20 protein-coding genes and 1 pseudogene are annotated in these 23,206 nt (G+C 58.9%); 15 read left to right on the top strand and 6 right to left on the bottom strand.

The features are described 5' to 3' along the window. The first annotated feature begins 29 nt into the window (after positions 1-29). The 3 genes from JC200_RS07635 (at position 30) to JC200_RS07625 (ending at position 2,439) form a co-directional block, all read left to right on the top strand. Positions 30-329, top strand: coding sequence for a rhodanese-like domain-containing protein (locus JC200_RS07635; protein WP_274436491.1), 300 nt, complete (start codon positions 30-32; stop codon positions 327-329). Positions 330-363: 34 nt separating this feature from the next. After that, complete coding sequence (locus JC200_RS07630) at positions 364-1,164, top strand: sulfite exporter TauE/SafE family protein (RefSeq protein WP_274435667.1); 801 nt, start codon at positions 364-366, stop codon at positions 1,162-1,164. 198 nt (positions 1,165-1,362) lie between these two features. After that, positions 1,363-2,439, top strand: a complete 1,077-nt coding sequence (locus JC200_RS07625) for a S1C family serine protease (RefSeq protein WP_274435666.1) — start codon at positions 1,363-1,365, stop codon at positions 2,437-2,439. Between the two features lie 1,870 nt (positions 2,440-4,309). Here JC200_RS07625 and JC200_RS07620 read toward each other — a convergent pair. Further along, positions 4,310-5,554 carry a Glu/Leu/Phe/Val family dehydrogenase gene (locus tag JC200_RS07620; RefSeq protein WP_274435665.1) on the bottom strand — a complete coding sequence of 415 codons (1,245 nt, stop codon included), beginning with the start codon at positions 5,552-5,554 and terminating at the stop codon, positions 4,310-4,312. A 199-nt stretch (positions 5,555-5,753) separates the two neighbouring features. After that, entirely contained in the window at positions 5,754-5,978 is a 225-nt protein-coding gene (locus tag JC200_RS07615) for a hypothetical protein (protein WP_274435664.1), read from the bottom strand. A gap of 219 nt (positions 5,979-6,197) precedes the next feature. Here JC200_RS07615 and JC200_RS07610 point away from each other — a divergent pair, with 219 nt between their 5' ends. The 10 genes from JC200_RS07610 (at position 6,198) to JC200_RS07565 (ending at position 17,353) form a co-directional block, all read left to right on the top strand. Further along, the gene (locus tag JC200_RS07610) at positions 6,198-8,198 is read left to right on the top strand and encodes a spore germination protein (RefSeq protein ID WP_274435663.1); all 2,001 of its coding nucleotides are present in this window, start codon (positions 6,198-6,200) and stop codon (positions 8,196-8,198) included. Then, entirely contained in the window at positions 8,188-9,411 is a 1,224-nt protein-coding gene (locus JC200_RS07605; RefSeq protein ID WP_274435662.1) for a Ger(x)C family spore germination protein, read from the top strand. Before JC200_RS07610 ends, JC200_RS07605 begins: the two co-directional genes overlap by 11 nt. Then, positions 9,408-10,505 (top strand): GerAB/ArcD/ProY family transporter, encoded by a 1,098-nt coding sequence (locus JC200_RS07600; RefSeq protein ID WP_274435661.1) that lies wholly within the window; start codon positions 9,408-9,410, stop codon positions 10,503-10,505. The genes JC200_RS07605 and JC200_RS07600 overlap by 4 nt, the downstream gene beginning before the upstream one ends. Before the next feature lie 170 nt (positions 10,506-10,675). After that, positions 10,676-10,852 (top strand): hypothetical protein, encoded by a 177-nt coding sequence (locus JC200_RS07595; RefSeq protein ID WP_274435660.1) that lies wholly within the window; start codon positions 10,676-10,678, stop codon positions 10,850-10,852. Positions 10,853-11,176: 324 nt separating this feature from the next. After that, positions 11,177-11,899: a pirin family protein gene (locus tag JC200_RS07590; protein WP_274435659.1), complete on the top strand. Its 723-nt coding sequence runs from the start codon at positions 11,177-11,179 to the stop codon at positions 11,897-11,899. Positions 11,900-11,930: 31 nt separating this feature from the next. Further along, positions 11,931-12,251, top strand: a complete 321-nt coding sequence (locus JC200_RS07585) for a hypothetical protein (RefSeq protein ID WP_274435658.1) — start codon at positions 11,931-11,933, stop codon at positions 12,249-12,251. A 168-nt stretch (positions 12,252-12,419) separates the two neighbouring features. Further along, entirely contained in the window at positions 12,420-13,703 is a 1,284-nt protein-coding gene (gene lysA / locus JC200_RS07580) for a diaminopimelate decarboxylase (RefSeq protein ID WP_274436490.1), read from the top strand. Continuing rightward, positions 13,664-14,626 carry a DMT family transporter gene (locus tag JC200_RS07575; RefSeq protein WP_274435656.1) on the top strand — a complete coding sequence of 321 codons (963 nt, stop codon included), beginning with the start codon at positions 13,664-13,666 and terminating at the stop codon, positions 14,624-14,626. The genes lysA and JC200_RS07575 overlap by 40 nt, the downstream gene beginning before the upstream one ends. Before the next feature lie 39 nt (positions 14,627-14,665). Next, positions 14,666-16,189 (top strand): FumA C-terminus/TtdB family hydratase beta subunit, encoded by a 1,524-nt coding sequence (locus tag JC200_RS07570; protein ID WP_274435654.1) that lies wholly within the window; start codon positions 14,666-14,668, stop codon positions 16,187-16,189. 93 nt (positions 16,190-16,282) lie between these two features. After that, positions 16,283-17,353: an Ig domain-containing protein gene (locus JC200_RS07565; protein WP_274435653.1), complete on the top strand. Its 1,071-nt coding sequence runs from the start codon at positions 16,283-16,285 to the stop codon at positions 17,351-17,353. Between the two features lie 367 nt (positions 17,354-17,720). Here the strand turns inward: JC200_RS07565 and JC200_RS07560 are convergent, their stop codons facing one another. The 4 genes from JC200_RS07560 to JC200_RS07545 form a co-directional block, all read right to left on the bottom strand. Next, a complete protein-coding gene (locus JC200_RS07560) occupies positions 17,721-18,125 on the bottom strand; it encodes an HIT family protein (protein ID WP_274435652.1) in 405 nt (134 codons plus the stop codon). Between the two features lie 177 nt (positions 18,126-18,302). Continuing rightward, entirely contained in the window at positions 18,303-18,479 is a 177-nt protein-coding gene (locus tag JC200_RS07555; RefSeq protein ID WP_274435651.1) for an H-type small acid-soluble spore protein, read from the bottom strand. 143 nt (positions 18,480-18,622) lie between these two features. Continuing rightward, positions 18,623-20,059 (bottom strand): oligosaccharide flippase family protein, encoded by a 1,437-nt coding sequence (locus JC200_RS07550; protein ID WP_274435650.1) that lies wholly within the window; start codon positions 20,057-20,059, stop codon positions 18,623-18,625. Between the two features lie 252 nt (positions 20,060-20,311). Beyond that, entirely contained in the window at positions 20,312-21,172 is an 861-nt protein-coding gene (locus JC200_RS07545; RefSeq protein ID WP_274435649.1) for an HD-GYP domain-containing protein, read from the bottom strand. 255 nt (positions 21,173-21,427) lie between these two features. Between JC200_RS07545 and JC200_RS07540 the strand changes: the two are divergent. After that, positions 21,428-22,726 (top strand): annotated as a pseudogene (locus tag JC200_RS07540) (pyrimidine-nucleoside phosphorylase); the annotation flags it as partial. Then, positions 22,712-23,206: a cytidine deaminase gene (locus JC200_RS07535; RefSeq protein ID WP_274436489.1), complete on the top strand. Its 495-nt coding sequence runs from the start codon at positions 22,712-22,714 to the stop codon at positions 23,204-23,206. The pseudogene JC200_RS07540 and the gene JC200_RS07535, both read left to right, overlap by 15 nt.

Genomic DNA, 23,206 nt, shown 5'->3' with positions numbered 1-23,206 from the left:
AAGGCTAACAGGAGGTGAGCGTCATGAAGATTCAAGCCATCTCTCCGCGTGATGTGCAGTCTCGTCTGGAGAAAGGTGAGAAGTTGCAAATCATCGACGTCCGGGAACCGGGGGAAGTTGCTTCCGGGAAAATCCCAGGGGCGAAGAACATTCCGCTTGGACAGATCCCGAACCGTCTACATGAAGTTTCACGCAACGTCGAGACCATCATGGTGTGTCGCAGTGGGGGACGTAGTGGTCGCGCGTGCGAGTTCCTGGTCGGTCAAGGCTTTGAGAATGTCAAGAATATGAGTGGTGGCATGCTGAGTTGGTCTGGCAAGGTGGAATAGCCGTCAGACATTTGGGCTTAAAGGAGAGATCGTTTTGCCGGTTATACACCTGACCGCCTTGCAGACAGTGCTAGCCTTGGTGTCCGGAGGGCTGGTCGGTTTTACGCTTGGACTCATTGGCGGCGGAGGATCGATTCTTGCGGTTCCGCTCTTGTTGTATTTGGTAAGGATTCATGACGCACACGTCGTGATTGGAACGACCGCACTCGCAGTGGCCGTGAACGCGTTTATCAACTTGGTGCCGCACTGGCGGGCAGGGCACGTGCGTTGGAAGGCAGCCATTTCGTTCGCGATTCCGGGTGCGATTGGAGCCGTTGTCGGCTCGTTCATCGGGAAAAGGGTTGATGGCAAAGCTCTGTTGTTTCTGTTCGCTATCCTGATGTTGGTCATTGCGATTCGGATGTTGCGGACGAAACAGACGGGTTCGTCTGAAGACAACCGTGGGGATATCAAAATGGGTCGCGTGATTGGAACGGGCGCGGCCACTGGAATGGTTTCAGGCTTCTTTGGTATCGGTGGAGGTTTCTTGATTGTGCCGGGCCTCATGTTTTCGACAGGGATGGCGATGATTGAGGCGATTGGCAGTTCGCTTTTTTCAGTTGGTGCGTTTGGTCTGACAACAGCTGTATCTTATTCCCTGTCAGGCCTTGTCGATTGGTGGGTCTTCCTGCTCTATGTCGTCGGCGGCATTGTTGGGGGCGTCGGCGGCTCGATGTTGTCGATGCGCCTTGGTAGGAACAAGCGGGTACTCCAAGTCGTCTTTTCCGCGATCATCATCGTTGTAGCTCTCTATATGCTCTACGACAACTTATCCGTCCTGCATGTGCATTTGTAAGTCTATCGGCGGATTGAGTTGCGAGCGATTCACTGGGTGATTGTCACGAGATGATCGACAAGTTCATAGATTTATCGATAGAATTCGACGGGAATCCACCCTATACTGGAGATGTAGACCGAAAATCTGAAGGTGTCAGTCACGCCTCGCGCGCGATTGACACTTGGATTTCGCCTCGAAAGTTTGGGAGTGGAAGCCATGAAACGACCGCCAGTTGCCGTTTTGCTGATCGCGACCGCGGTGTGCTCGCTGGGGATTGGTGCCGCGATCCCCAGTTTAACGCACCGCTTGGTCTCAACCCATACATTTGCTGCATCTGCTTCGGTGGGAGTGCCAGCTACCGGAAATACATCACAAGCGTTGGCCTCTGGGTCGTCACTGAAGAAACCTACAACCCCTGCAGCTTCACCGCTATCGGTCATTGTTGCGTCTTTCGGTTCGAGCGACGCAACACTGTCTTGGATCCCGTCCTCCCACGCCACACAGTACCTGGTCTACCGTGGAACGTCTCCGAACCTGGCAAACGCACAGGTCGTCGCTCAGACGTCCAGTAACCGTTTTGACGACACCAACCTGCAGCCGAACACGGTGTATTACTATTGGGTTGCCGGTTCGAACCAAGCTGGTGTAGCTTCGCCGAGTCGGTGTGTCAGCTTTCAGACGTACGACAGGTGGAGCAACATTCGCCAGAAGTACGCTCGGAGCGTCGTGAAGGTCCTCACGTACGACACCATCTGGGGCGTATTTGGGAGTGGCACGGTGGGGTCGGGTTTTGTCGTCCAGGGCGGCTACATCGTGACAAACTACCACATTATCGACCGCTGGAACTGGGCGATTGACGTCTTCTACGCAAACGGCACGAAAAAGTACCACGCTCGGATTGTGCATGTGGACAAAGCACATGATTTGGCGGTACTCCAGATTGTCGGAGCAACGCCGCCGAACGTGCCACCGGTGCCGCTGTGTGACGCACTGCCACAGAAGGGCAATAACGTTGCCGTCATGGGATATCCGGCGAACCGGCCGCTAGCGTTCACGACCGGCACGGTGAACGATGTGCACAGCACGGTCAACGTGTCTGGGGACGGCCTTAGCAACGTGACGTTGAGCAATCTCATCGCGACGAACGCCCGGAGTGTCAAAGGCAACAGCGGCAGTCCCCTATTCAACCGGTATGGACAAGCTGTCGGCGTCATGGAGAGTGAGAGCGTGAATGGCAGCCACATCGCCTACGCTGTGCCGGCCAGTCTGCTCGCGCAGTGGGGGATTCAGTAGGGATTCAGTAGGGATTCAGTAGGGATTCAGTAGGGATTCAGTAGGGATTCAGTAGGGATTCAGTAGGGATTCAGTAGGGATTCAGTAGGGATTCAGTAGGGATTCTGTATGCCGCCGCTGACGTCGCGGCAAACCAATCGTCCTGTGGGTCGATGCGGCTGTCGGAGTGCTGATGCCCCGCGAGTGGAAAAAATGTCGTTAAATCGGATTTTCACCGCCGTTAGCGACATTTTTACCGTTGACGCGGCTTCCGTGGGGTCAAAGATGAAAGGTCAGCGACGCAGGCGTCGCTGATCGACCAAATTCAAGCGCACCAGGTCGCGCTGAGTGTCGAAAATGTCGCTAATGACCGCCAACCCGGGAAGATAGGTGTCAATTTGACACTTACCTGTGAGGGCGCCGCCCTCTAGGTGTCAATTTGACACTTATCCGCGAGGACGCCACGCTCTAGGTGTCAATTTGACACTTATCCGCGAGGACGCCGCGCTCTAGGTGTCAATTTGACACTTACCTGCGAGGACGCCGCGCTGTAGGTGTCATTTTGACACTTACCTGCGAGGACGCCGCGCTCTAGGTGTCAATTTGACACTTACCTGTGAGGACGCCGCCATCTAGGTGTCAATTTGACACTTACCTGTGAGGACACCGCGCTCTAGGTGTCAATTTGACACTTACCTGTGAGAACGCCGCCCTCTAGGTGTCAATTTGACACTTACCTGTGAGAACGCCGCGCTGTAGGTGTCAATTTGACACTTACCTGTGAGAACGCCGCGCTGTAGGTGTCAATTTGACACTTACCTGTGAGGGCGCCGCCCTCTAGGTGTCAATTTGACACTTATCCGCGAGGACGCCACGCTCTAGGTGTCAATTTGACACTTACCTGTGAGGACGCCGCGCTGTAGGTGTCATTTTGACACTTACCTGTGAGGACGCCGCCCTCTAGGTGTCAATTTGATACTTACCTGTGAGAACGCCGCCCTCTAGGTGTCAATTTGACACTTACCTGTGAGAACGCCGCGCTGTAGGTGTCAATTTGACACTTACCTGTGAGAACGCCGCGCTCTAGGTGTCAATTTGACACTTACCTGTGAGGGCGCCGCGCTCTAGGTGTCAATTTGACACTTATCCGCGAGGACGCCACGCTCTAGGTGTCAATTTGACACTTACCTGTGAGGACGCCGCGCTTTAGGTGTCAATTTGACACTTACCTGTAAGGACGCCGCCCTCTAGGTGTCAATTTGACACTTACCTGTAAGGACGCCGCCCTCTAGGTGTCAATTTGACACTTACCTGTGAGGACGCCGCCCTCTAGGTGTCAATTTGACACTTACCTGCGAGGACGCCACGCTCTAGGTGTCAATTTGACACTTACCTGTGAGGACGCCGCGCTGTAGGTGTCATTTTGACACTTACCTGCGAGGACGCCGCGGAGGGAGAGACATTTTCGACACTCTCGGGGTCCAAACGCCCGGTCCCGTCGTCCGATAGCGACGCTAGCGTCGCTACCTTCTATCCTTTGCCCGTCCCGATGCCCCGCGAGTGGGAAAAATGTCGCTAAATCGGATTTTACACCGCCGTTAGCGACATTTTCGACACTCGCGCCATGACGCGCGTGAATTGTATAGAACTAAAGGTGCGCACCGTAGCCGTCGTGGCTCGGTGGCGCACCCGTTAGTTCGTCGCCGCCCTGACGCCGCCGCCCTGGCGCCCCCGCTCCGGCAAGCCTCGCGGCCCTGACGCCGCCGCCCTGGCGCCCCCGCTCCGGCAAGCCTCGCCGCCCCGGCGCCGCCCCGGCGCACCCGCCGCCGCCCCGGCGCACCCGCCGCCGCCCCGGCGCACCCGCCGCCGCCCTCGGCCGCACCTCGGTGCGTTACACCCAGCCGCGCGCCTTCATCGCGTCCGCAGCGCGGCGCAACGCGATCATGTAGGCGCCCATCCGCATCGTTGTGCCGTGTTCGCGGGCCAAGTCACTCACTTCGTGGTAGCTTGGCACGATAATGTCCGCCAACTTTGCGTACACCTCTTCGCGTGACCAGTAGCTGTGTGTCAGATTCTGCACCCATTCAAAGTACGACACCGTGACGCCGCCAGCGTTGGCGAGCACGTCCGGAATGACGAGGGTGCCTTTCTCGAACAGGATTGCGTCAGCGTCAGGGGTGACGGGGCCATTGGCGGCTTCCGCGACAATTTGCGCCCGTATCCGGCCCGCATTTTCTGCCGTGATCACGTTCTCGAGAGCGGCCGGGATGAGGACATCGACGGGAGTTTCCAGTAGTTCCTCGTTCGTGATGAACGATACGCCAGTCGCACCCCTTAAAGACCCTGCATCCTTCACCCGCTCGAGTTGTGCGATGTCGAGGCCTCCGTCGTGGTAGACGCCGGTACTCGAATCGCTGACCGCGACGACGCGCATGCCAGCTTCCGCGAGCAGTCGGGCAGCCGTGCGTCCGGCGTTGCCAAACCCCTGCACGGCGACGGAAGCGCCCTGCACGGGCAAGCCGCGTTCTTTCATCGCTTCAAGTACGGTGAGCACGCAGCCGCGTGCCGTCGCTTCGTCGCGACCTTTGGAGCCGCCGATCGACAGCGGTTTGCCGGTGATCACGGCGGGAGAGTACGTTCCTTGGAGGCGACTGTACGTGTCCATCATCCAGCCCATGACGGTTGCGTTCGTGTACACGTCGGGCGCTGGGATGTCTTTGTCCGGTCCGATAATTTGGGCGATGGCTTCGATAAAGCCACGGCTTACACGTTCCAACTCCCCTTGGCTCATGGTCCGCGGGTCACAGACGACGCCGCCTTTGGCGCCTCCGTACGGTAGGCCCACGACCTGGCACTTGATGGTCATCCACATCGACAGGGCTTTTACCTCATCGACGGTGACTTGCGGGTGAAACCGAATGCCGCCTTTTCCAGGGCCCATGGCGTCGTTGTGCTGTGAACGGTAGCCGTCAAAAACCACGATACGACCATCGTCCATTCGCACTGGAAACGAGACAGACAGTACACGCCTAGGGCGCTTCAGGATTTCTGTGACGTGGGGTTCCAACCCGAGCAGGTTTGCCGCTTCTTCTACCTGCCGCTGTGCAATGACGTAGGAGTTGAGAGATTCCGCCAAACGAAAAACAGCCTCCTTTTATAGTGGGGTCGCTTTGCGCACAAGTTTGCGTAAGTATGCGGTTTCGCGCAAATTATGTGAATAATATCACAAGATGCAGAAGAAGGCGAGGATACTAGAATTGCACCGTGGTACCACGCATGCGGGCAAACGACTGAAGCTGGCAAGGAATCTGAGTCAGTCTTTGCCAATCTGCTTATTACTTCTGAGTAGGAGACGGTTGTTGCGCGCCCTTGCGGTCTATTACAGTTTTGATTACTCCGTTGATGAGCCCCCCCTTTCCCAACACCTTTTGTCCGCGAAAGATGAACCAGACGAGAATAGGGCTCAGAATGTTGAGCGCGAACGTTGCGTAGAGGATGGCTCGAACCATCCAAGTCGTGTTGAGGATATAAACGTAGATCCAGCTATGGTAGACGTCCACAGTAACCTCCCTCCCCGTGGGTAGATAGTATCCCTCGAACGAACAGGTCTCTCCACCGCAAGGGCTGCTCCTCGTGCTGATTGCGCTCTGTCCACAAGCGTAGGTTCTCCATACGCATGCCAAGATATGCCGGTATAAGCTTGTGACTCGGTCGGAAACCTAAACAAGCGGCGGAGTCCTGCACGGAACGATTCATGTTGATGGCGAGGGGGCGAGTCAGTGGGAGAGTTCGAAGGGTTGGGTGTGAAAGAGATGCTTGCCCAGCCCGTGCATACACGTCTCGCCGACAATGTTGAACTCGTGAAGCTAATCCTGGTGAAGAACTCAGACCTGATTGTGCGCGAGTTCACACTAGGTCAAGGTGCCGGTCCACCGGCTGTGCTGTTTTATATTGATGGGCTGTCAAGCAACCAGTTGCTCGACGAGAGTGTGTTGCGTCCCCTCATGCAGGGCATCACGATGTCCCGCAGCACGGCCTCCCATAGCACGGCTTCCGTCCCGGGCACGGCGTCTGCCCCGGGCACGGCTTCCGTCCCGGGCACGGCGTCTGTACCGGGCACAGCGTCTGTACCGGGTACAGCGTCCGTCCCGGGCATAGCGTCTGTCCCGGGCACAGCGTCTGTCACGGGTAGAGCGTCTGTACCGGGCACGGTGTCCGTCCCGGGCGTGCGTGACCCGGACGACGTGCGCCAGAACAGGATGGTCGTCTCCGAGGTCAAGACGGCGGACACCATCGGCCACGGCATCGACGGTCTCTTATCTGGTGAGAGCCTGCTCTTTGTGGACGGCTTGGACTGCGCCTTCCTTTCTGGCACCAAAGGTTGGGAGTCGCGCAGCCCGGGCGAAACCGCGTCTGAAGTCGTGATCCGTGGGCCACGCGACGGATTCACAGAGAACGTTCGCACCAACACCAGTCTCATCCGCAGGCGCATCAAAGACCCGATGTTCCGACTCGAGTCGTTGAAGGTGGGGCAGCGCAGCCAGACCGTTGTCAATGTGGCGTACATCGAGGGGCTCGCGAAGCAGAACGTGATCGACGAGGTCATGAAGCGGCTGCAAGGCATTCAAGTCGACGGCATCATGGAGAGCGGATACATCCAGGAACTCATCAGTGACGCCCCGTACTCCGTGTTCCCCACAATCCGCTATACTGAACGCCCTGATGCCGCCGCGGCAGCAATTCTCGAAGGGCGTGTGGTCATTCTGACCGACTCGACGCCATTCGCGCTCATCGTGCCAACCTATTTCTGGGACGCTTTGATGGCGAGCGACGATTACTATTCGCGTTATTACATCGGCACTTTCTCGCGCACGGTGCGCTACCTAGCGTTCATCGTGAGCCTGACGCTGTCGTCCATCTACGTGATGCTCGTGAGCTTTCACCAGGAGATGATCCCGACCCAACTCGCACTCAGCGTAGCCGCAGGCCGCGAGAGTGTGCCGTTTCCCGTCCTCGTGGAGATGCTCGTCATGGAGATCGCGTTCGAACTAATGCGCGAGGCAGGCCTACGCATGCCCCGTCCGGTCGGCCAGGCCGTCAGCATCGTCGGCTCGCTGATTATCGGACAAGCCGCGGTGCAAGCCGGGCTTGTGTCGCCTTTGATGGTCATCGTCGTGGCAGTCACCGGCATCTCGTCGTTTGCCATCCCGAGCTACGAGACTTCATTCGCGATTCGTTTGTTGCGCTTTCCAATTGTGATCGCGTCCGGCATGTTTGGCTTACTCGGCTTTGTCGGGGCTCTCTTTGTGCTCGCGGTGCACGTGTTGTCGCTGCGCTCGTTCGGCGAGCCGTATATGGCGCCGATTATCCCGTTTCGCGCGGACGACCAAAAGGACAACTTGGTCCGGTCGCCGTGGTGGACGATGCGCAAACGCCCTGCCCTCAGTGGGCAACTGGGGCGGCAGGAGAACGACCAGCGGCCAGGTCCGCAGGGGGCTGGAGGCGGCGGCACCGAAGCGAAGGCCCCCCTGCCTGTGAGCCAGTCGACCGGAGGTGGCAGTGGACCCTCGGGGCAGGGCCAGTCGTCCGGCAGTGGTGGTGGACCCTCGGGGCAGGGCCAGCCGTCCGGCAGTGGCGCTGGCGGTGGCGGTGGACCTTCGGGGCAGGTAGGGGCTTCGTCAAACGCGCCGTCCGCACGGCGCTTGTCGGGGCGCGGTACTGGAGACGGGGCGCGGCGGCGCGTTGCGCGGCGGCCGAGGAAGATGCTTCGTGAAACGTAGTGCGAAGGTCGCAACGCTGCTGTTGCTGTGCTTGGCCACTCTTGGTTTGCCCGGCTGCTATGGCTCGGCAGATATCGACGATTTGGCGCTGGTGATGGCCGTCGGGATTGACAAAGGGTCCGACCCAGACAGCGTCCAGGTTACGGCGCAGGTGGCTCGCCCTGCTGACGTTGTGGGGCAGACAGGCGCCCCTTCTGGTGGTACCGGGGAGCCCATCTGGACGGCTTCCGCCACAGGTGACTCGATTTTCACGGCAATGCGCAACCTCGGTCGCTACTCGTCGCGCCGAGTCTACTGGGCTCAGAACGCGGTCGTGGTGATCAGTGAGGACTACGCCAGAGAACGGGGAGTACACGACGTGGTTGACTTCTTTACACGCAATCACGAGTTGCGCATGCGCACGTGGGTCACCTTGACCCCGGGCCAAGCAAGGGACATTGTTGCGACCAAAACGGGTCTGGAAGTCGTGCCCGGGACATCGATTGAGAAGTTGTTTCGCCAGGCGCGCTCGGTTGCAGAGGCGCCAAGAATCGACATGCGGACTATGCAGGCGGACTACATGAGTGAAGGGATGAATACTGTGCTGCCGGTGGTCGAGACGGAGTCTCGCGGGGTATCGTCCGAGCAGAGTGAGGAGTTTGGCTCGACGCCCCAGGTCGAACTGTCGGGAGCTGGCTACTTCAAACAAGGAAAGCTCGCCGGTGTGCTCGACTCGAAGCAAAGCCAAGGACTCATGTGGTTTATCCAACCGCCGGAGTCGCGGGCAATCGCGCTCCCTTGCCCTAGCGGTGGACAAGGGAAGGCGAGCCTCGAACTGAAGCGCCGCACCTTTGACGTGATACCGACATATCAGCGAGGACGTGTCGGGTTTGACGTCCGCCTGAATGCTGGCTTTGACATCGTGGAACTCGGGTGTACGACCAGTGAGACCCATGAACAGGTAATCCGCCAGTTGACGCCGCAAGTAGAGTCGATGCTCAAGGACGAGATCAAAGGCATCATCCAGACTGAGCTACAGTCACGCGCGGACTTTCTCGGCCTCGGGGACCGGTTCGAGGACCGCTACCCCATGGAGTGGCGAGCGCTCAGGTTGAAATGGTATGACGCGCTCGACCAGGCGGTCATCCGCGTTCAGGTGCACGCTCACATCCGCAGCGGTGTGCTGCTTCGGACGCCGACGCGTCCTGACAGTCCAGGGAGGAGCCGCTTATGAAAGTGCAGATCACGAATGCGATGTTGATGGCGTTTGTCATGAACCTGCTGTTTTGTAAGGCCATTGGCCTCACGCAAGGCGTCATGGCGAGGGAAGGCGAGACCGACATGTGGGTCGCGACAATCTTCGCCATCGCTCAAGGGCTCGCGATGATGTTTGTGACGGTCGTCGCGGTTAGGCGCATCCCGGGGAAGGACCTGATTGAGCATGCCTCTGTGCTGCTTGGCAAGTGGACTGGCAAACTCGCTGGGACCATCGCTTTTGTCTTTTTCCTCGGCTCGTACATCGTGCTCCTCATCACGTTCGTGTTCCACATGCGCGACTACTTCTTGCCTGGGTTTCCACTCATCGTATTTGTTCTCGCCGCTGTCGTTATCCCCCTCTACGCGGTCTTTCACGGATTGGAGGTCACGGGCCGACTCGCTATGGTTGGCGTGTTCGCGATTATAATCTTGAATCTCCTCGTCCTGTCCGGGAGTTTCAATGCGATGGACGTCAAACGACTGCTGCCGGTGTTCGAAACGGGTGTGTGGAACACGGTGGCCACAAGCCGCCACGCGGACACTGACTTCGCGATGGCGACCATGACCGCCGCCATGATTTTACCCTTCGTCAAGGACCCAAAGGTCTGGTGGAAGGCAGGCGCTGGCGGTATTTTGTTTGGCGGGGTGCTCGTTCTGCTGTGGCCGTTGATTGAAGTCGGCACACTGTCAGCGCGAGAGACGGGTCATTACATCCTCGCCTGCATGCAGATGGCTCGCAGCGCAGAGATTGGGTTATTCATTCACCGCTACGAGATGATTATGGTTGCGTTTTTTGCGTTTTCTCTGTTCGTTCAGTTGATGATGTCAATCTACTGTGCCTCCATCTCGGCAGCACACGTCATCGGGGTGGCTAACTATAAAAAACTGGTCGTTCCCGTCTCAATCGTCCTTGGCGCTGTGGGTTACTGGGTTGTGTCCGACCAGGAGCGAGCGATGCGCTTGGTCGAGCAATTTTGGCCCCTCATCGCGTTGCCGATCGCGTTTGGACTCCCGATTGTCATCTTATTGGCCGGATGGGTGTTTCGAGGCCGTCTCCCTGCGGTCAAATAGGTCGGCACCCTCAAAGTGCAATCGGCATAAAACCTTCGATAAATTGAGGTTTTACCTCTTGAACGGCGTTTTGAAAGACAGTTTATAATGTCCTTTGGAAGCATTTCTTGATCCCACCGATGCCTGCTTAACTTTCCGGCATCGGATGGGACAGGTCAGGGGGCGAACACGTGACACACAGACACTGGGAAGTTGACTCTATTTGTCCGAGGTGCGACAAGGTGAACCATGTCAGCGTGCCGGAAGGCGAGACGTTGATACGGGTGGAATGCGAACACTGCACGCACGGCTATGAGTACACGCACGTAGTGACAGAACACCAGGTTGTGGAAGATCGAGAAGACTGACGCAGTGCAGTCCGAACACATCCCACGTGACGTTACTCTATGCCTTATCTGATCCCGCCAACTGACGTGTCGGCACCCTGAGCCTCACACGGTCTTCGCAACTGACGTGTCGCCAGCCCGCACATGCGGTGTATACCTCTACTCCTCAGCGGTTACCGTAATCGCTGAGGTGAGAGGACATCGTGCAATCGTGGAGCGGACCACAGACAGAGAGCACTTGCAGCGACTGCAGTGAAGAGTCACATCCTGTCTGGCGCTCCCTCTTCTGCTCACGAACAATTTCCGGTATAGTCAGTCATATGACGACATGAGGGAGTGCTGTGGATGATTCGGGTCCAACCAGCCAGCGCTCGCTTTCACGCTGAGCAAGACTGGCTGCAATCTAACTTCAGCTTCTCCTTTGGGCCTTACTTCGATCGCAACAACACGGCCTTTGGCCCGATGCGCGTGCTGAACGACGATTTTGTCGCGGCAGGACACGGTTTTGGCGCTCACCCGCACAGCGATATGGAAGTTGTGTCGATTGTGCTCAAGGGCAAGATGCGCCACAAGGACAACCTTGGCAACGACGCTGTCACGTCGTTTGGCGAGGTTCAGCTGATGTCAGCAGGACAAGGCATTATTCATACGGAGTTTAACGCGTCGGACAGTGAAGAACTCAATTTGCTTCAGATGTGGTTCATGCCGACGAGGCGCGGTTTACCGCCCACCTACCACACCTCTCGATTTGACGTGCACGCGCTCGAGGACCAGTTGCTCCCTGTCGTGGTGCCGGGTGAACCTCCCGTCGCAGACGATGCTGTTCCAGTTTGTGCGCGAATTCATCAGGACATGACGGTCTACTTGAGCCGCCTCCAAACTGGGATGAGTCGGCCGCTGCCAGGGTCGGCAGAGCGGCGGGGTTTCTTGTTCGTGATCGAAGGTCGACTGCATCTTGGCTCTGGCGAGGGACTCCGTTCGCGTGATGCGGCACGCATTGAGGGCGAAGAGTTGGTTACAGTCACAGCCGACGAGTCGACGCTGCTGATGTGGATTGACCTGCCGTAGTCGGCAGCGCTCTTGCAAAGGAGGAGTACGGGTGCACGAAAAGCTGCGCATACACCATGCTGTCGGATCACGCGTATTCTTTGACTCGGACCGTGAAGGGGTCGGCTTTGATGTTAGGCAGGATGGGGATACGTGGCAGTTCACGGTCCAATCTCCTCGCACCCCGGCTTGCGAACAGGTTCTTGAGTTCAAAGACGAGTTGAACGTATTTATTTTTCGCGAGGAGAACGGTCAGTCTGCTGAGAAGGTCTGGTTTTACGCAGGGCACGGCGATGTGACATACGATGACGCTTTGCAACAGTTGCGCATCGTCACACATGGGCGCATCACCTACAATCCTGCTGATTTTTAGAAACCCTGCCGCAAATCGTTGGCACAATAAAACCCTGAGACTAAAGAGAGTGAGTGGAGACGAGTGGAGATGACAAGTGGAGCAGAGGAGAGCGCCCTTCGCGTAGTGGAACAAACGGACCGAGTGAGGGTAGAACAGAGAGCAGGGACTGCACAGTTAGTCGGTACGATGGCCATAGGAGAGAACGGCCACCTGTACATTGGCGGCTGTGACACTACCGAACTTGCGACCGAGTACGGTACGCCCCTATTCGTGTACGATGAACAATTGCTGCGTGACACCATCCGCGGTTACCATAACGCTTTTCGTAAAACCGGCGCTTCCTACCGCGTGACATACGCCTCAAAGGCGTTTTGCACCGTCGCGATGTGCCAACTTGCTGCTGAAGAGGACTGTGCGATCGACGTCGTTTCTGGCGGAGAGCTTTACACGGCGCTCGCAGCGGGGGTAGACCCGTCGCGGATTTACATGCATGGCAACAACAAGACCGAGGATGAGCTGGAGTACGCGGTCTCCTCCGGGATTGGCGCGATTGTCGTCGACAACTTCAACGAGATCGAACTGATCAGTCAGGTTGCCGAGCGGCATCACAAAACGGTGGACGTCATGCTGCGGATTTCCCCTGGCGTCGAGGCGCACACGCACGAGCACATCTCGACCGGGCAGCAGGACAGCAAGTTTGGCTTTGATCTCGCTCTTGGTCAAGCGGCAGAAGCGCTCCGCTTGGTGGCAGCAAGTCCTCGTCTGTCATGCATCGGGCTGCACGTTCACATCGGGTCGCAAATTTTCGACACGGCAGGTTTCACCATCTCTGTCGAGCGGCTCGTCGACTTGTACGCTAGCGGGGTAAAACTCGGGTTGCCGTTTACGGTGCTCAACTTGGGTGGGGGATTCGGGATCCGCTATACAGACGAGGATGACCCTGAACCTGTTGACCGGCTGATTTCCGAGATGGTCGACACGGTGCGTTCACACTTTAGCGCTCGCGGTGTAACCGAACCGTCTGTCTGGATTGAACCGGGTCGCAGCGTCGTCGGACCGGCAGGGACGACGCTGTACCGGGCTGGCAGCAAGAAAGAAATTCCAGGCGTGCGCAACTACGTCGCGATTGACGGTGGCATGACAGACAATCCCCGATTCGCCTTATACGGCGCCAAGTACGAGGCGCTCGTCGCCAACCGCGCGACAGCTGTTGCGGGGGGTGCTTGGACAATCGCCGGCAAGTGCTGCGAGAGCGGCGACCTGGTCGCTCGCGATGCGCTGTTGGCGGAGCCTGCGACGGGTGATGTGATTGCCGTCTTTGCCACGGGCGCGTACAACTACTCGATGGCCAGCCACTACAACCGCCTTCCGCACCCGGCCGTCGTCTTCGTCAAAGACGGCGAGGCAAAGGTTGTGGTCGAACGTGAAACTTGGGCGGACGTAGCGCGGCAAGACCGGCCGCTGCGCTAGCCATGGCCTTTCTGTCGCTCATCCTGGTCAGTCTGTTTTGGGGCGGCCACGCCGTAGTTGGCAAGGCAGTGGAGCAGCAGTTTGCACCGCTGCCTTTGACCGTCTGGCGGTTCACGCTTACTGCCGTCTGCTACCTGCCCTTTTTTGGCCGCTTTCGCCATCTTTTTCGGCTCCCGGTCCGCGTTAAACTACAACTCGTGCTCGCGAGCCTGTGTTGGGCCGTACTCTATCCACTCTTCTACTACCAAGCCTTGCGGACGCTGTCTCCCCTAGAAACGTTGCTGCTCGTCAATACAGCGCCACTCGTCGCGGTTCTGTTCAGCTTTGTCTTCCTGCGCGAACGACTGCGAGGCTTGGAGATTGCCGGTATCGTCGTGTCGTTTCTCGGCGTCGCGGCACTCGTCGTGCTCGAAGGCGTCGGGAGTGTGGCGGCGGGTACGGGAATTACAATGGCAATCATGTCCGCCTTGGCCTTCGCAGGCTACACGGTGTCGTCACGCTCTTTGTTTCAGAACCTGCCATTGTTCGACGTTCTGCTTGGAACTTCGGTCATCGGAGCGGTAATGCTCTGGATGTGGACCTTGCTTAGCGGACAGGTTGGTTACGTCTCAACGGCGCTTCGGGCTTTGCACCCGAGCGGCTGGTGGCAGTTCTTGTACATTGTGCTCATCGTCAGCACGGCTGCCTATGCACTCTATGGATACGGACTGCGGCGGTTGCCAGCAGGCATTGCATCGGCGCTGACGTTCTATCCGCAGGTGCTCTTCGCCGCTGTCATCGAGTGGGTGTGGCTCGGCATCGTTCCACAAGTGGCGACTTTGATTGGCGCAGCGCTCATTCTTGGGGGGACTGTCCTGATGCGCATTCGGCCAAAGCGCGGTAGTCCTTCTGTACCTGATATGGGTACTGATGATGCTGTATAATTGTTAAGGTTGACGACTTTGAGAGGGGAGAGAGTTTTGATGAATCCCGTTCAAGAAAGTCTGCTACAGCTAATCACGGAAACTTCCACCAACCTGCCAGCCGACGCGCGCCGTGCGCTCAAGCGCGCACAATTGCAAGAGGAGTTTGGCTCCCGCGCGGCTCTGGCCCTGAATACCATCGTCGATAACATTGTCTCAGCTGAGGAAGACACCCAACCGATTTGTCAGGACACAGGCATGCCGACGTTCATCGTGCACTGCCCGGCTGGGTTTGACCAACTGACGTTCGCGGACGACATCCGCGCAGCTATCGTCGAAGCGACGAAGCAAGGTAAGTTGCGGCCGAACTCGGTCGACCCGCTGACAGGCAAAAACTCTGGCGACAACCTTGGACCGGGGACCCCGGTCATCCACTTCCACCAGTGGCGTCAGGACGAAGTTGAAGTGCGCCTGATTTTGAAAGGCGGCGGCTGCGAGAACAAAAACATCCAGTACGCGCTGCCGACGGAACTGCCGGGACTTGGCCGCGCGGGTCGGGATATGGACGGCATCCGCAAGTGTATCCTGCACGCCGTTTACCAGGCGCAAGGTCAGGGCTGCAGCGCAGGGTTCATCGGCGTCGGCATCGGCGGGGACCGCACGACCGGCTACGAGTTGGCGAAGGAGCAACTGTTCCGCGATCTCGAAGACACGAACCCGAATGAGACCTTGGCTGAACTCGAGAATTACATCATGGGCACGGCGAATCAGCTTGGCGTCGGCACAATGGGCTTTGGCGGCAAGGTGACATTGCTCGGCTGCAAAATTGGCGTGATGAACCGCATTCCGGCGAGTTTCTACGTTTCTGTCGCCTACAACTGCTGGGCATTCCGCCGACTCGGCGTCGTGCTCGACCCGGCGACGGGCGACATCAAACGCTGGCTCTATAAAGACACAGTGGAGAAAATGGAGCGGCCTGTGGCCGCGTTTGACAGCGAGCACGCGATTGTCCTGCAGGCGCCAATCTCCGACGAGCAGATTCGCAGCTTGAAAGTGGGCGACGTCGTGATTATCCAAGGTGAGATGCACACGGGTCGCGACGAGTTACACCACTACCTGATGGAGCACGAGGCGCCGGTCAATCTGCAGGGTGGCATCATCTACCACTGTGGCCCGGTCATGCTGAAGGACGACGACGGCACGTGGCACGTCAAAGCGGCCGGCCCGACGACGAGTTCGCGCGAGGAGCCATACCAGGCGGACATCATCGAAAAGTTCGGTTTGAGAGCCATCATCGGCAAAGGCGGCATGGGCGCGAAAACCCTCGCTGGCCTGCAGAAGTCTGGCGCTGTCTACCTGAACGCCATCGGCGGCGCGGCGCAGTTCTACGCCAACTGCGTGAAAGAGGTCTCGGGCGTCGACCTGCTCGACCGCTTCGGCGTCCCCGAAGCGATGTGGCACCTGCAGGTCGAAGGCTTCCCGGCCATCGTCACGATGGACGCGCACGGCAACAGCCTGCACAAGGAAGTCGCCGACGAGTCGATGCTAAAGCTCGAGGACCTGAAAGAGCCGGTGTTCGCGTAAGTCGCGCTTTCATGCGCGGGGAGGGACCGCGGCGGCTGCGTGTGCGGCCTGCTCTCGGGCCAGTCGAATCAGGTGGGGACGTATGCCTTTACTGTGCGGGTGACGGACTCGCTTGGCGCGACGCGGCTGGAGTCTGCGACGTGGGTGATTGAGCAGGCGGTATCGCCGCTGACCGTGCAGAGCATCACGCTCGGTGATGGCACGCAGGGCTCGCTGTACGAACAGACGTTGATTGCCAACGGTGGGAAACCAGCCTACACGTGGTCGCTTGTGAGCGGGTCACTGCCTGCGGGGGCGGTGCTGAACTCGGACGGCGTGGTGCAAGGGACGCCGACGGCGAGCGGGACATACACGTTCACGGTGGAAGTGAGAGATTCCGCAGGCCACACGGCCACGGCGACCGACACGCTGACGGTCGAGGCCGGCGCGACGCCAGTGGTAACACCGCCTGTCACACCGCCTACGCCGCCACAGTCGCAGCCGCTGGTGATTGGCGCGGGCTCACTGCCCGGCGCGACAGCAGGCACGGCCTACTCTGGGACATTGGCGGCTTCGGGCGGCGATGGCACATACACTTGGTCGCTGGCGTCGGGTACGTTGCCGCAGGGTCTTATGATTGCGGCGAACGGCATGCTCTTTGGCACACCGCAGACGATGGGGATGTCCACGTTCACACTGCGGGTGACTGACAAGAGCGGCGACGTGGCGACTAGGACTTTCCACCTGTTCGTGATACCGAAGCTGTTGCCAGCGTACGACCGGGTGATTGCAGTGAATGGGCAAGCGTTCAGCCTCTCGCCGTCGATGGTGTACAACCAGACGACATACATGCCGATTTGGTACGTGCAGAACGTGCTGCAATTGGCAGGCGTGACGGCGGTGTGGAACGGCAACTTGAACCGCTGGGACTTGACGGTGAACACGAGCAGCGGAGCGTTCGCCGGCGTGACGCCGCACCTCATCTTCAGCAACCACGGTACACCGGTGTATGTGAACGGAGTGTTGGTGCTGCATGCGCCGACGGTGGCGCATCGTGACATGTCAGATGGTGTAATGACAACGTACATGCCGATTTGGTATGTGCAGCAGGTGCTGCAGTCGCTTGGCATCACGACGACGTGGAACGGACACGTCTGGAACTTTATGCTGCCGGGCGTGAAGTAACGGCCTGAGCAAGGGACATCGTGCCGCCCTGGGATGAAATGGGGGCGACAAGGCTCGGGCTGTGAGCGGTGCAGTGAGTGCAACCTCGATCGGCGGGTAGCGTGGGACGAACTAGAGAAATGACGAGAAGGGTGGGGCCACTGCGGTGGCCCCATTTTGATTGTGGGGGACGCGTGTGAAGGGGGGGGGTGGATGTGTGCCGGCCGCGAACGGAAAAAATGTCGCTGCGCGGTGTCGCGAGGGTCGAATAGCGACAAAATTTCCACTCGCGCGGGAGCGAGGAGGCGGCGCGGCGTGCTGTAGCGACGCTGGTGTCGCTAGAGGCAGGTAGGTACCGGGATCGGCCAAGGAAAGACCACTCCCCTCATCATCGCCCCTGTCGGCGATTCGCCTCCTGCTTGAACCAGTAGCGCAGGCCCTTGCCAGCGTAGGGTTCGTCGGAGTAGCGCGGGACGACGTGGAAGTGGGCGTGCGGGACCGTCTGATTCGACACCAGCCCGACATTCCAGCCGAGGGTATAGCCGTCGGGCGCAAACTTTGCGTCCAAATAGGCTTTTGCCTGATGTAACAGCTCGTAGGTGTCGGCCCACTCCTGCGGCGTCAAGTCGAACGCGGTTGGGCGGTGCGCCTTCGGCACAATGATGCCGGTGCCCTCGAGAATGTCCTGATGGCCATCATGCTGCAGAAAGTAGCACGTCTCATTTTCGATCACGACGTGCTGGTGCGGGTCGTCTTGCGGCTGGCAAAACGGGCAATCGATCGAGATTGGCATGCAGTTTTCCTCCCTGGACCGAGACCAACCTCACGACAGTGGCCTCGAACGTACCGCGCGCGGCTACATACATTCAGGGTATCTGTCCGAAGGAGGCGTTGCAATCACGGTGTGAGCAGCCAATTGCAGTGGGAGGTGCCGAATCCGCTCAACTCCAACATCCCTAGTCCCCGTCGCTCACGACTCGTGCAGGCGGGTCACTTCAATCTGGTGGCGATCACCATTCTCCAGGTCGTGCACCCAAGCCTGGCTGTGGGAATCGTCCACTTCGTCAATCCACACGGGCTTTCCTTCGAGGGTCACGAGAATCTGGCTCGGTGACGACATAATCTCTTTCGCACGCTGTGCATCCACGCAAATCCCTCCGCATCTGATCGAAGATGCGGTTAATCTTTCCACTTCCGTTCGGTGCCATACGCGGATGGACGGACAGTTGTGTCAACGCGACGGCTGGCGCGACAGCGGCCGGCCGACGGCGGCTCGAACCACACATTCCCTTATGCTGAGCGCCGCAGTGCCCGCCGCACGATCGTTTTCACGAGCATCCCATAAGGCGCGTAGTCGGCTTTGTGGACCGGCCACATCTCGTGTGCCGGACGGTGAGCTTGCCGCTGGAACCAGTAGAGGATCACAAAGTAGGACAAGAAGTACGCCGCCGAGGATGCAATGGCACCGCCAAGCATCTGCAGCGTCGGCAGCAGGGCCAAGCAAAGCGCGCCATTAATGGCGATCGATACGAGGCTCATCCACACGGTGGTGCGGGGACTGCCGAGGGTGTTGGTGGCATACTCCATCAAAACATTGCCGGCCGCTCGGAAAATGATGCCGGGGAGCAGAATGCAAAACGGTAGAATCGCACCCCTGTATGTAGAACCGTAGGCGAAAAGTATGAGCCAGGGGAATACGGCGTACATGACGATGGAGACGATGCCGCAGGAGACGAAAGTCTGCCGCGTCGAGGTTTGGGTCAGCCGAATGGCGTCGGTGCGGGCGCTGCTGATCATCCGGGTATAGACGACTTGCGCGACCGAACTCGAAATGTTGAGCAGGACTTCCGAAGCCGTTCTTGCGATCCCGTAGTCTGACGCGATTCGCAGCGGCACGAATGCGAGCACCAGCCAGAAGTCGATCCGGTAGTTGACGTAGTTAACCATGTTGGCTGTGGTGAACCAACCGCCGTACTTCAGGGTGCCGAGCCAGTGTTCGCGCGCGAACCGCCAGCTAGCGACGGTCCACCAGCTACCATGGCTGTGCTTGCCTTGTGCTTCTGTACTTTCCTTTGCGGCGGCCCGGCGGTCGATCATCAGCGCTACAAACCGATAGGCGACAATCATCGTGGCGCCGGCAGTAATGATAAAACTGGTCAGCCAACTTGCGTAGATGGCTAGCAGCCGAACGTGCTCCGGGAGTCCCCGACCGGCCAACCACAGGGGCAGGAGAATGATGAAAAAGACAATCGGCTGCATTGTGTTCGCGCGGTTGAGCCAAGAGATGGAGTTGGTTCCTTGTAGCAAACGCGTCCCGTAACTGAAAATGGAGTTGAGGGGAATCGCGAGTAGTGCCCACGTCCAGGCTAGCGGTAGGTGGACGTGTGGGATTGGGGCAAACGTCAGAATGAATGTGCCAGCCCAGATAATCAGGCTGAGGGTAAACACGGCTAGGTTGCCCATGTTCGCAATGGCGGCGGCTTCATCGGGGTCGCGCGGTATGCTGTATGAATAGTAGCTGGCAAAACCACCGACAAATCGCTGACCCATCGTCGCGATGGTGCCTGCGTTCTGGAACTCGACGCGATCAACTTTGCCGAGAAAGCGGGCGGCGAACACGCTGTTGACAAACGTCAGGGCAGACAGCGCACCTTTATAGAGGAACGTGACGAAGGCGCTCTTCGACATGTTGCCGCGCGACGGCGTCACTGGGTTCGTTGCACTCATCCAATACACACTCCGGGAACAGGCTGCCGGGACTACGTCCGAGTCCATGGGCGCTTTAAGCATTGTATCACGGCCGATCACCTGTGTGTGTCGCTTGACGACATGGGGGCGGCGTGCCGGTTGAGGCGCTTTGACGGGCGCAACGTGTCGGTGGAAGGGTGTTGTGTCAAGGGTGTTGTGTCAAGGGTGTTGTGTCAAGGGTGTTGTGTCAAGGGTGTTGTGTCAAACGAAGGGGCAGGGGCAACCGCCCGGCTACAGTCCGGCGGATGGGCGCAGCGTTTGCTGCTGGAACTGGTGGTGGAGTTGCCTGATGCCGTGGAAGTGGTAGACGAAGGTCTGGACGAGAGCGGGATCAAACTGGTCGCCGCTCTGTGTGATGATCTCCTGCAAAGCGGCTTCGACACTCTGGGCACCGCGGTACGCGCGCGTCGAGGTGATGGCGTCAAACGTGTCAGCGATGGCAGCCATTCTCGCCTCAAGGGGGATGGCGTGGCCCGACAGGCCGTCCGGGTAACCGCGTCCGTCAAAACGCTCGTGATGGTAGAGGATGATTGGGATAGAACTGCGCAGTCCCGGGATGTGACTGACGATGTCCGCGCCAGTCTGTGGGTGGGCCCGCACGAGTTCAAACTCCTCGGCGAGCAACCGCTCCGGTTTACGTAGTAGTTCGTCTGGAACGTAGATCTTGCCGATATCGTGTAGCAAGCCACCAGAACGAATCCGCGCCTCGTCGACCGGCGTGAGTTTTCCGTAGACTTTTTCCGCGAGGTACAGCAAATACGCGGTCATGCGTTCGGAGTGGCCGCGAGTGTATGGATCTTTCATCTCAACCGACATGCAGAACGTCTCGACGAGCTGCGAAATGGTTGCTTCCATGTCGCCGTGTCGCGTCTGTGACCAGCGCTTTAGCACGTGCCAAACAGCTGTCCAGCCCGCTACAATCCAGCCGCTACAGGCGATTAAACTGATGACTGCGGCAAGCGGCCAGTCGCGTATCCACAGGTGAGTACGCGCGAGCAACCAGACTAAAGCGGCCAGTAACAGCATCACAGCGCCTATGAGGACCACGAATCGGCGTTGTTCTGCCTGCTGAGTCTCTGTGGAAGGAGCCATTCTGCCTCCCTGTTCCGTCGGTCGACTGAGATATCTTCATTTCCTCACAGGGGACAGTAGGTGTCAAGTGTGGATCGAACAGGAGAATAGCCATTGGGAGTTTTGACTGGCAGGGAGTTGCCCAGGCGATTGCGAAGGCAGTTGTCTGTTCAGGCGGCTAGTCTGTGAGGGGGCTTTGCACGGCCCGTCGGCGAGGGGATTTGGCCCGAGTTTGCTATACTGTGGATGTCGTGCGAAGGAACGGAGGCTGACAGCATGAGAATGTATGACATCATTTATCGGAAACGCCGCGGTGAGGTGTTGTCCCGAGACGAAATTCGCTTCGCTGTGGATGCCTACACGAAAGGCGACGTTCCGGATTACCAGATGAGCGCGCTGGCGATGGCTGTCTGCTTGCAAGGGATGAACGACACGGAGACCGCTGAACTGACGATGGCCATGGCGGAGTCCGGTCAGCAACTTGACTGGTCAGACATTCCCGGCATCAAAGTCGACAAGCACAGCACTGGCGGCGTCGGGGATACCACCACGCTCGTGCTCGGTCCACTCGTGGCCGCTGCCGGTGTGCCCATCGCGAAGATGTCCGGGCGTGGACTCGGACACACGGGCGGCACGATCGACAAGCTGGAGTCCATTCCTGGGTTTCGGACAGACATCGCGATGGCGGCGTTCCGCGAGCAGGTGCAACGCATCGCAATCGCAGTCGCCGGCCAAACGGCAGACCTCGCGCCAGCGGACAAGAAGCTGTACGCTCTGCGCGACGTGACTGCGACGGTAGACGCCATTCCGTTGATTGCGAGTTCCATCATGAGCAAGAAGCTGGCGAGCGGCGCAGACGCGATTGTGCTGGACGTGAAAGTCGGTGACGGCGCGTTCATGAAAGACATCGCGGATGCGCGCAAGCTAGCGGAGACGATGGTCGCGATTGCCGATCACGCCGGTCGCCGCGCAACCGCTGTGCTGACGCGCATGGAGGAGCCGCTTGGCTACGCGGTGGGCAATGCGCTCGAAGTGCGCGAGGCGATTCTCACCCTGCACGGCCGCGGTCCAGCGGACCTGACTGAACTGTGCCTGACGCTCGGCGCAGAGATGCTCGTGGCAGGCGGCAAGGCAGCGAGTGCTGAAGAAGCGCGCAACGCGCTTGCGGAGCTGATTGAAAGCGGCGCGGCGCTCGCGAAGATGAAGGCGTGGATTGCGGCTCAAGGCGGCGACCCGCGCGTCACCGATGACCTCACGCTGCTCCCGAGCGCTCCGGTCACAACCAACTTGACGGCTTGGGAAGATGGCGTTGTTACATACCTGCACGCACAGGCCATTGGCCGCGTCGCGATGGAACTTGGCGCAGGCCGCGCTAAACACACCGACACAATTGACGCCGCAGTTGGCCTCGTCCTGCGCCGCAAAGTCGGCCAGCGGGTTGTGCAAGGCGAACCGCTCGTCGAAGTGCACGCGAAGACGGAGGCAGACGCCGAGGCGGCGATGAAATCGCTGCGTGGGTGCATCGGAATTGCGAACGAAGCTCCGTTTGAACGCCCGCTCGTGCTCGACACGGTGCGCGGCGGACATGTGGGCGCGTCCGCGGCAACAGGTGTGGTTGTGGAATCGAGATCAGCATCGTTACCTGACCTCGGAGCGCTCCTCGAACAAGCGAAAGAAGCGCACAAGTCGGCCTATGTGCCGTACTCGCACTTTGCCGTCGGCGCAGCCTTGCAGTTGAGCGACGGCCGTGTCATTCTCGGTGCGAACATCGAGAACGCTTCGTACGGACTCACAAACTGCGCCGAGCGAACGGCAGTTTTTCGCGCGCTGATGGAGAACGGTGGCACGCCGCCAGCGGTCGCTGCACTGGCAGTCGTAGCTGACAGCAACGGCCCTGTCGCGCCCTGCGGCGCATGCCGGCAGGTGCTGGCGGAGTTCTGTCCGCCTGACATGCCGGTGGTGCTCGGCGATATGAGAGGCAATACCAAGCAGACGTCCATCAAAGGCTTGTTGCCATACGCGTTTGGACCCGCACAAATGACTCTGGAGGGATAA

The organism is Alicyclobacillus sp. ALC3 (assembly GCF_028751195.1).
Lineage (GTDB): Bacteria > Bacillota > Bacilli > Alicyclobacillales > Alicyclobacillaceae > Alicyclobacillus_L.
The sequence above is the reverse complement of the archived record's forward strand: the minus strand, read 5'-3'. Positions and strand labels throughout refer to the sequence as shown.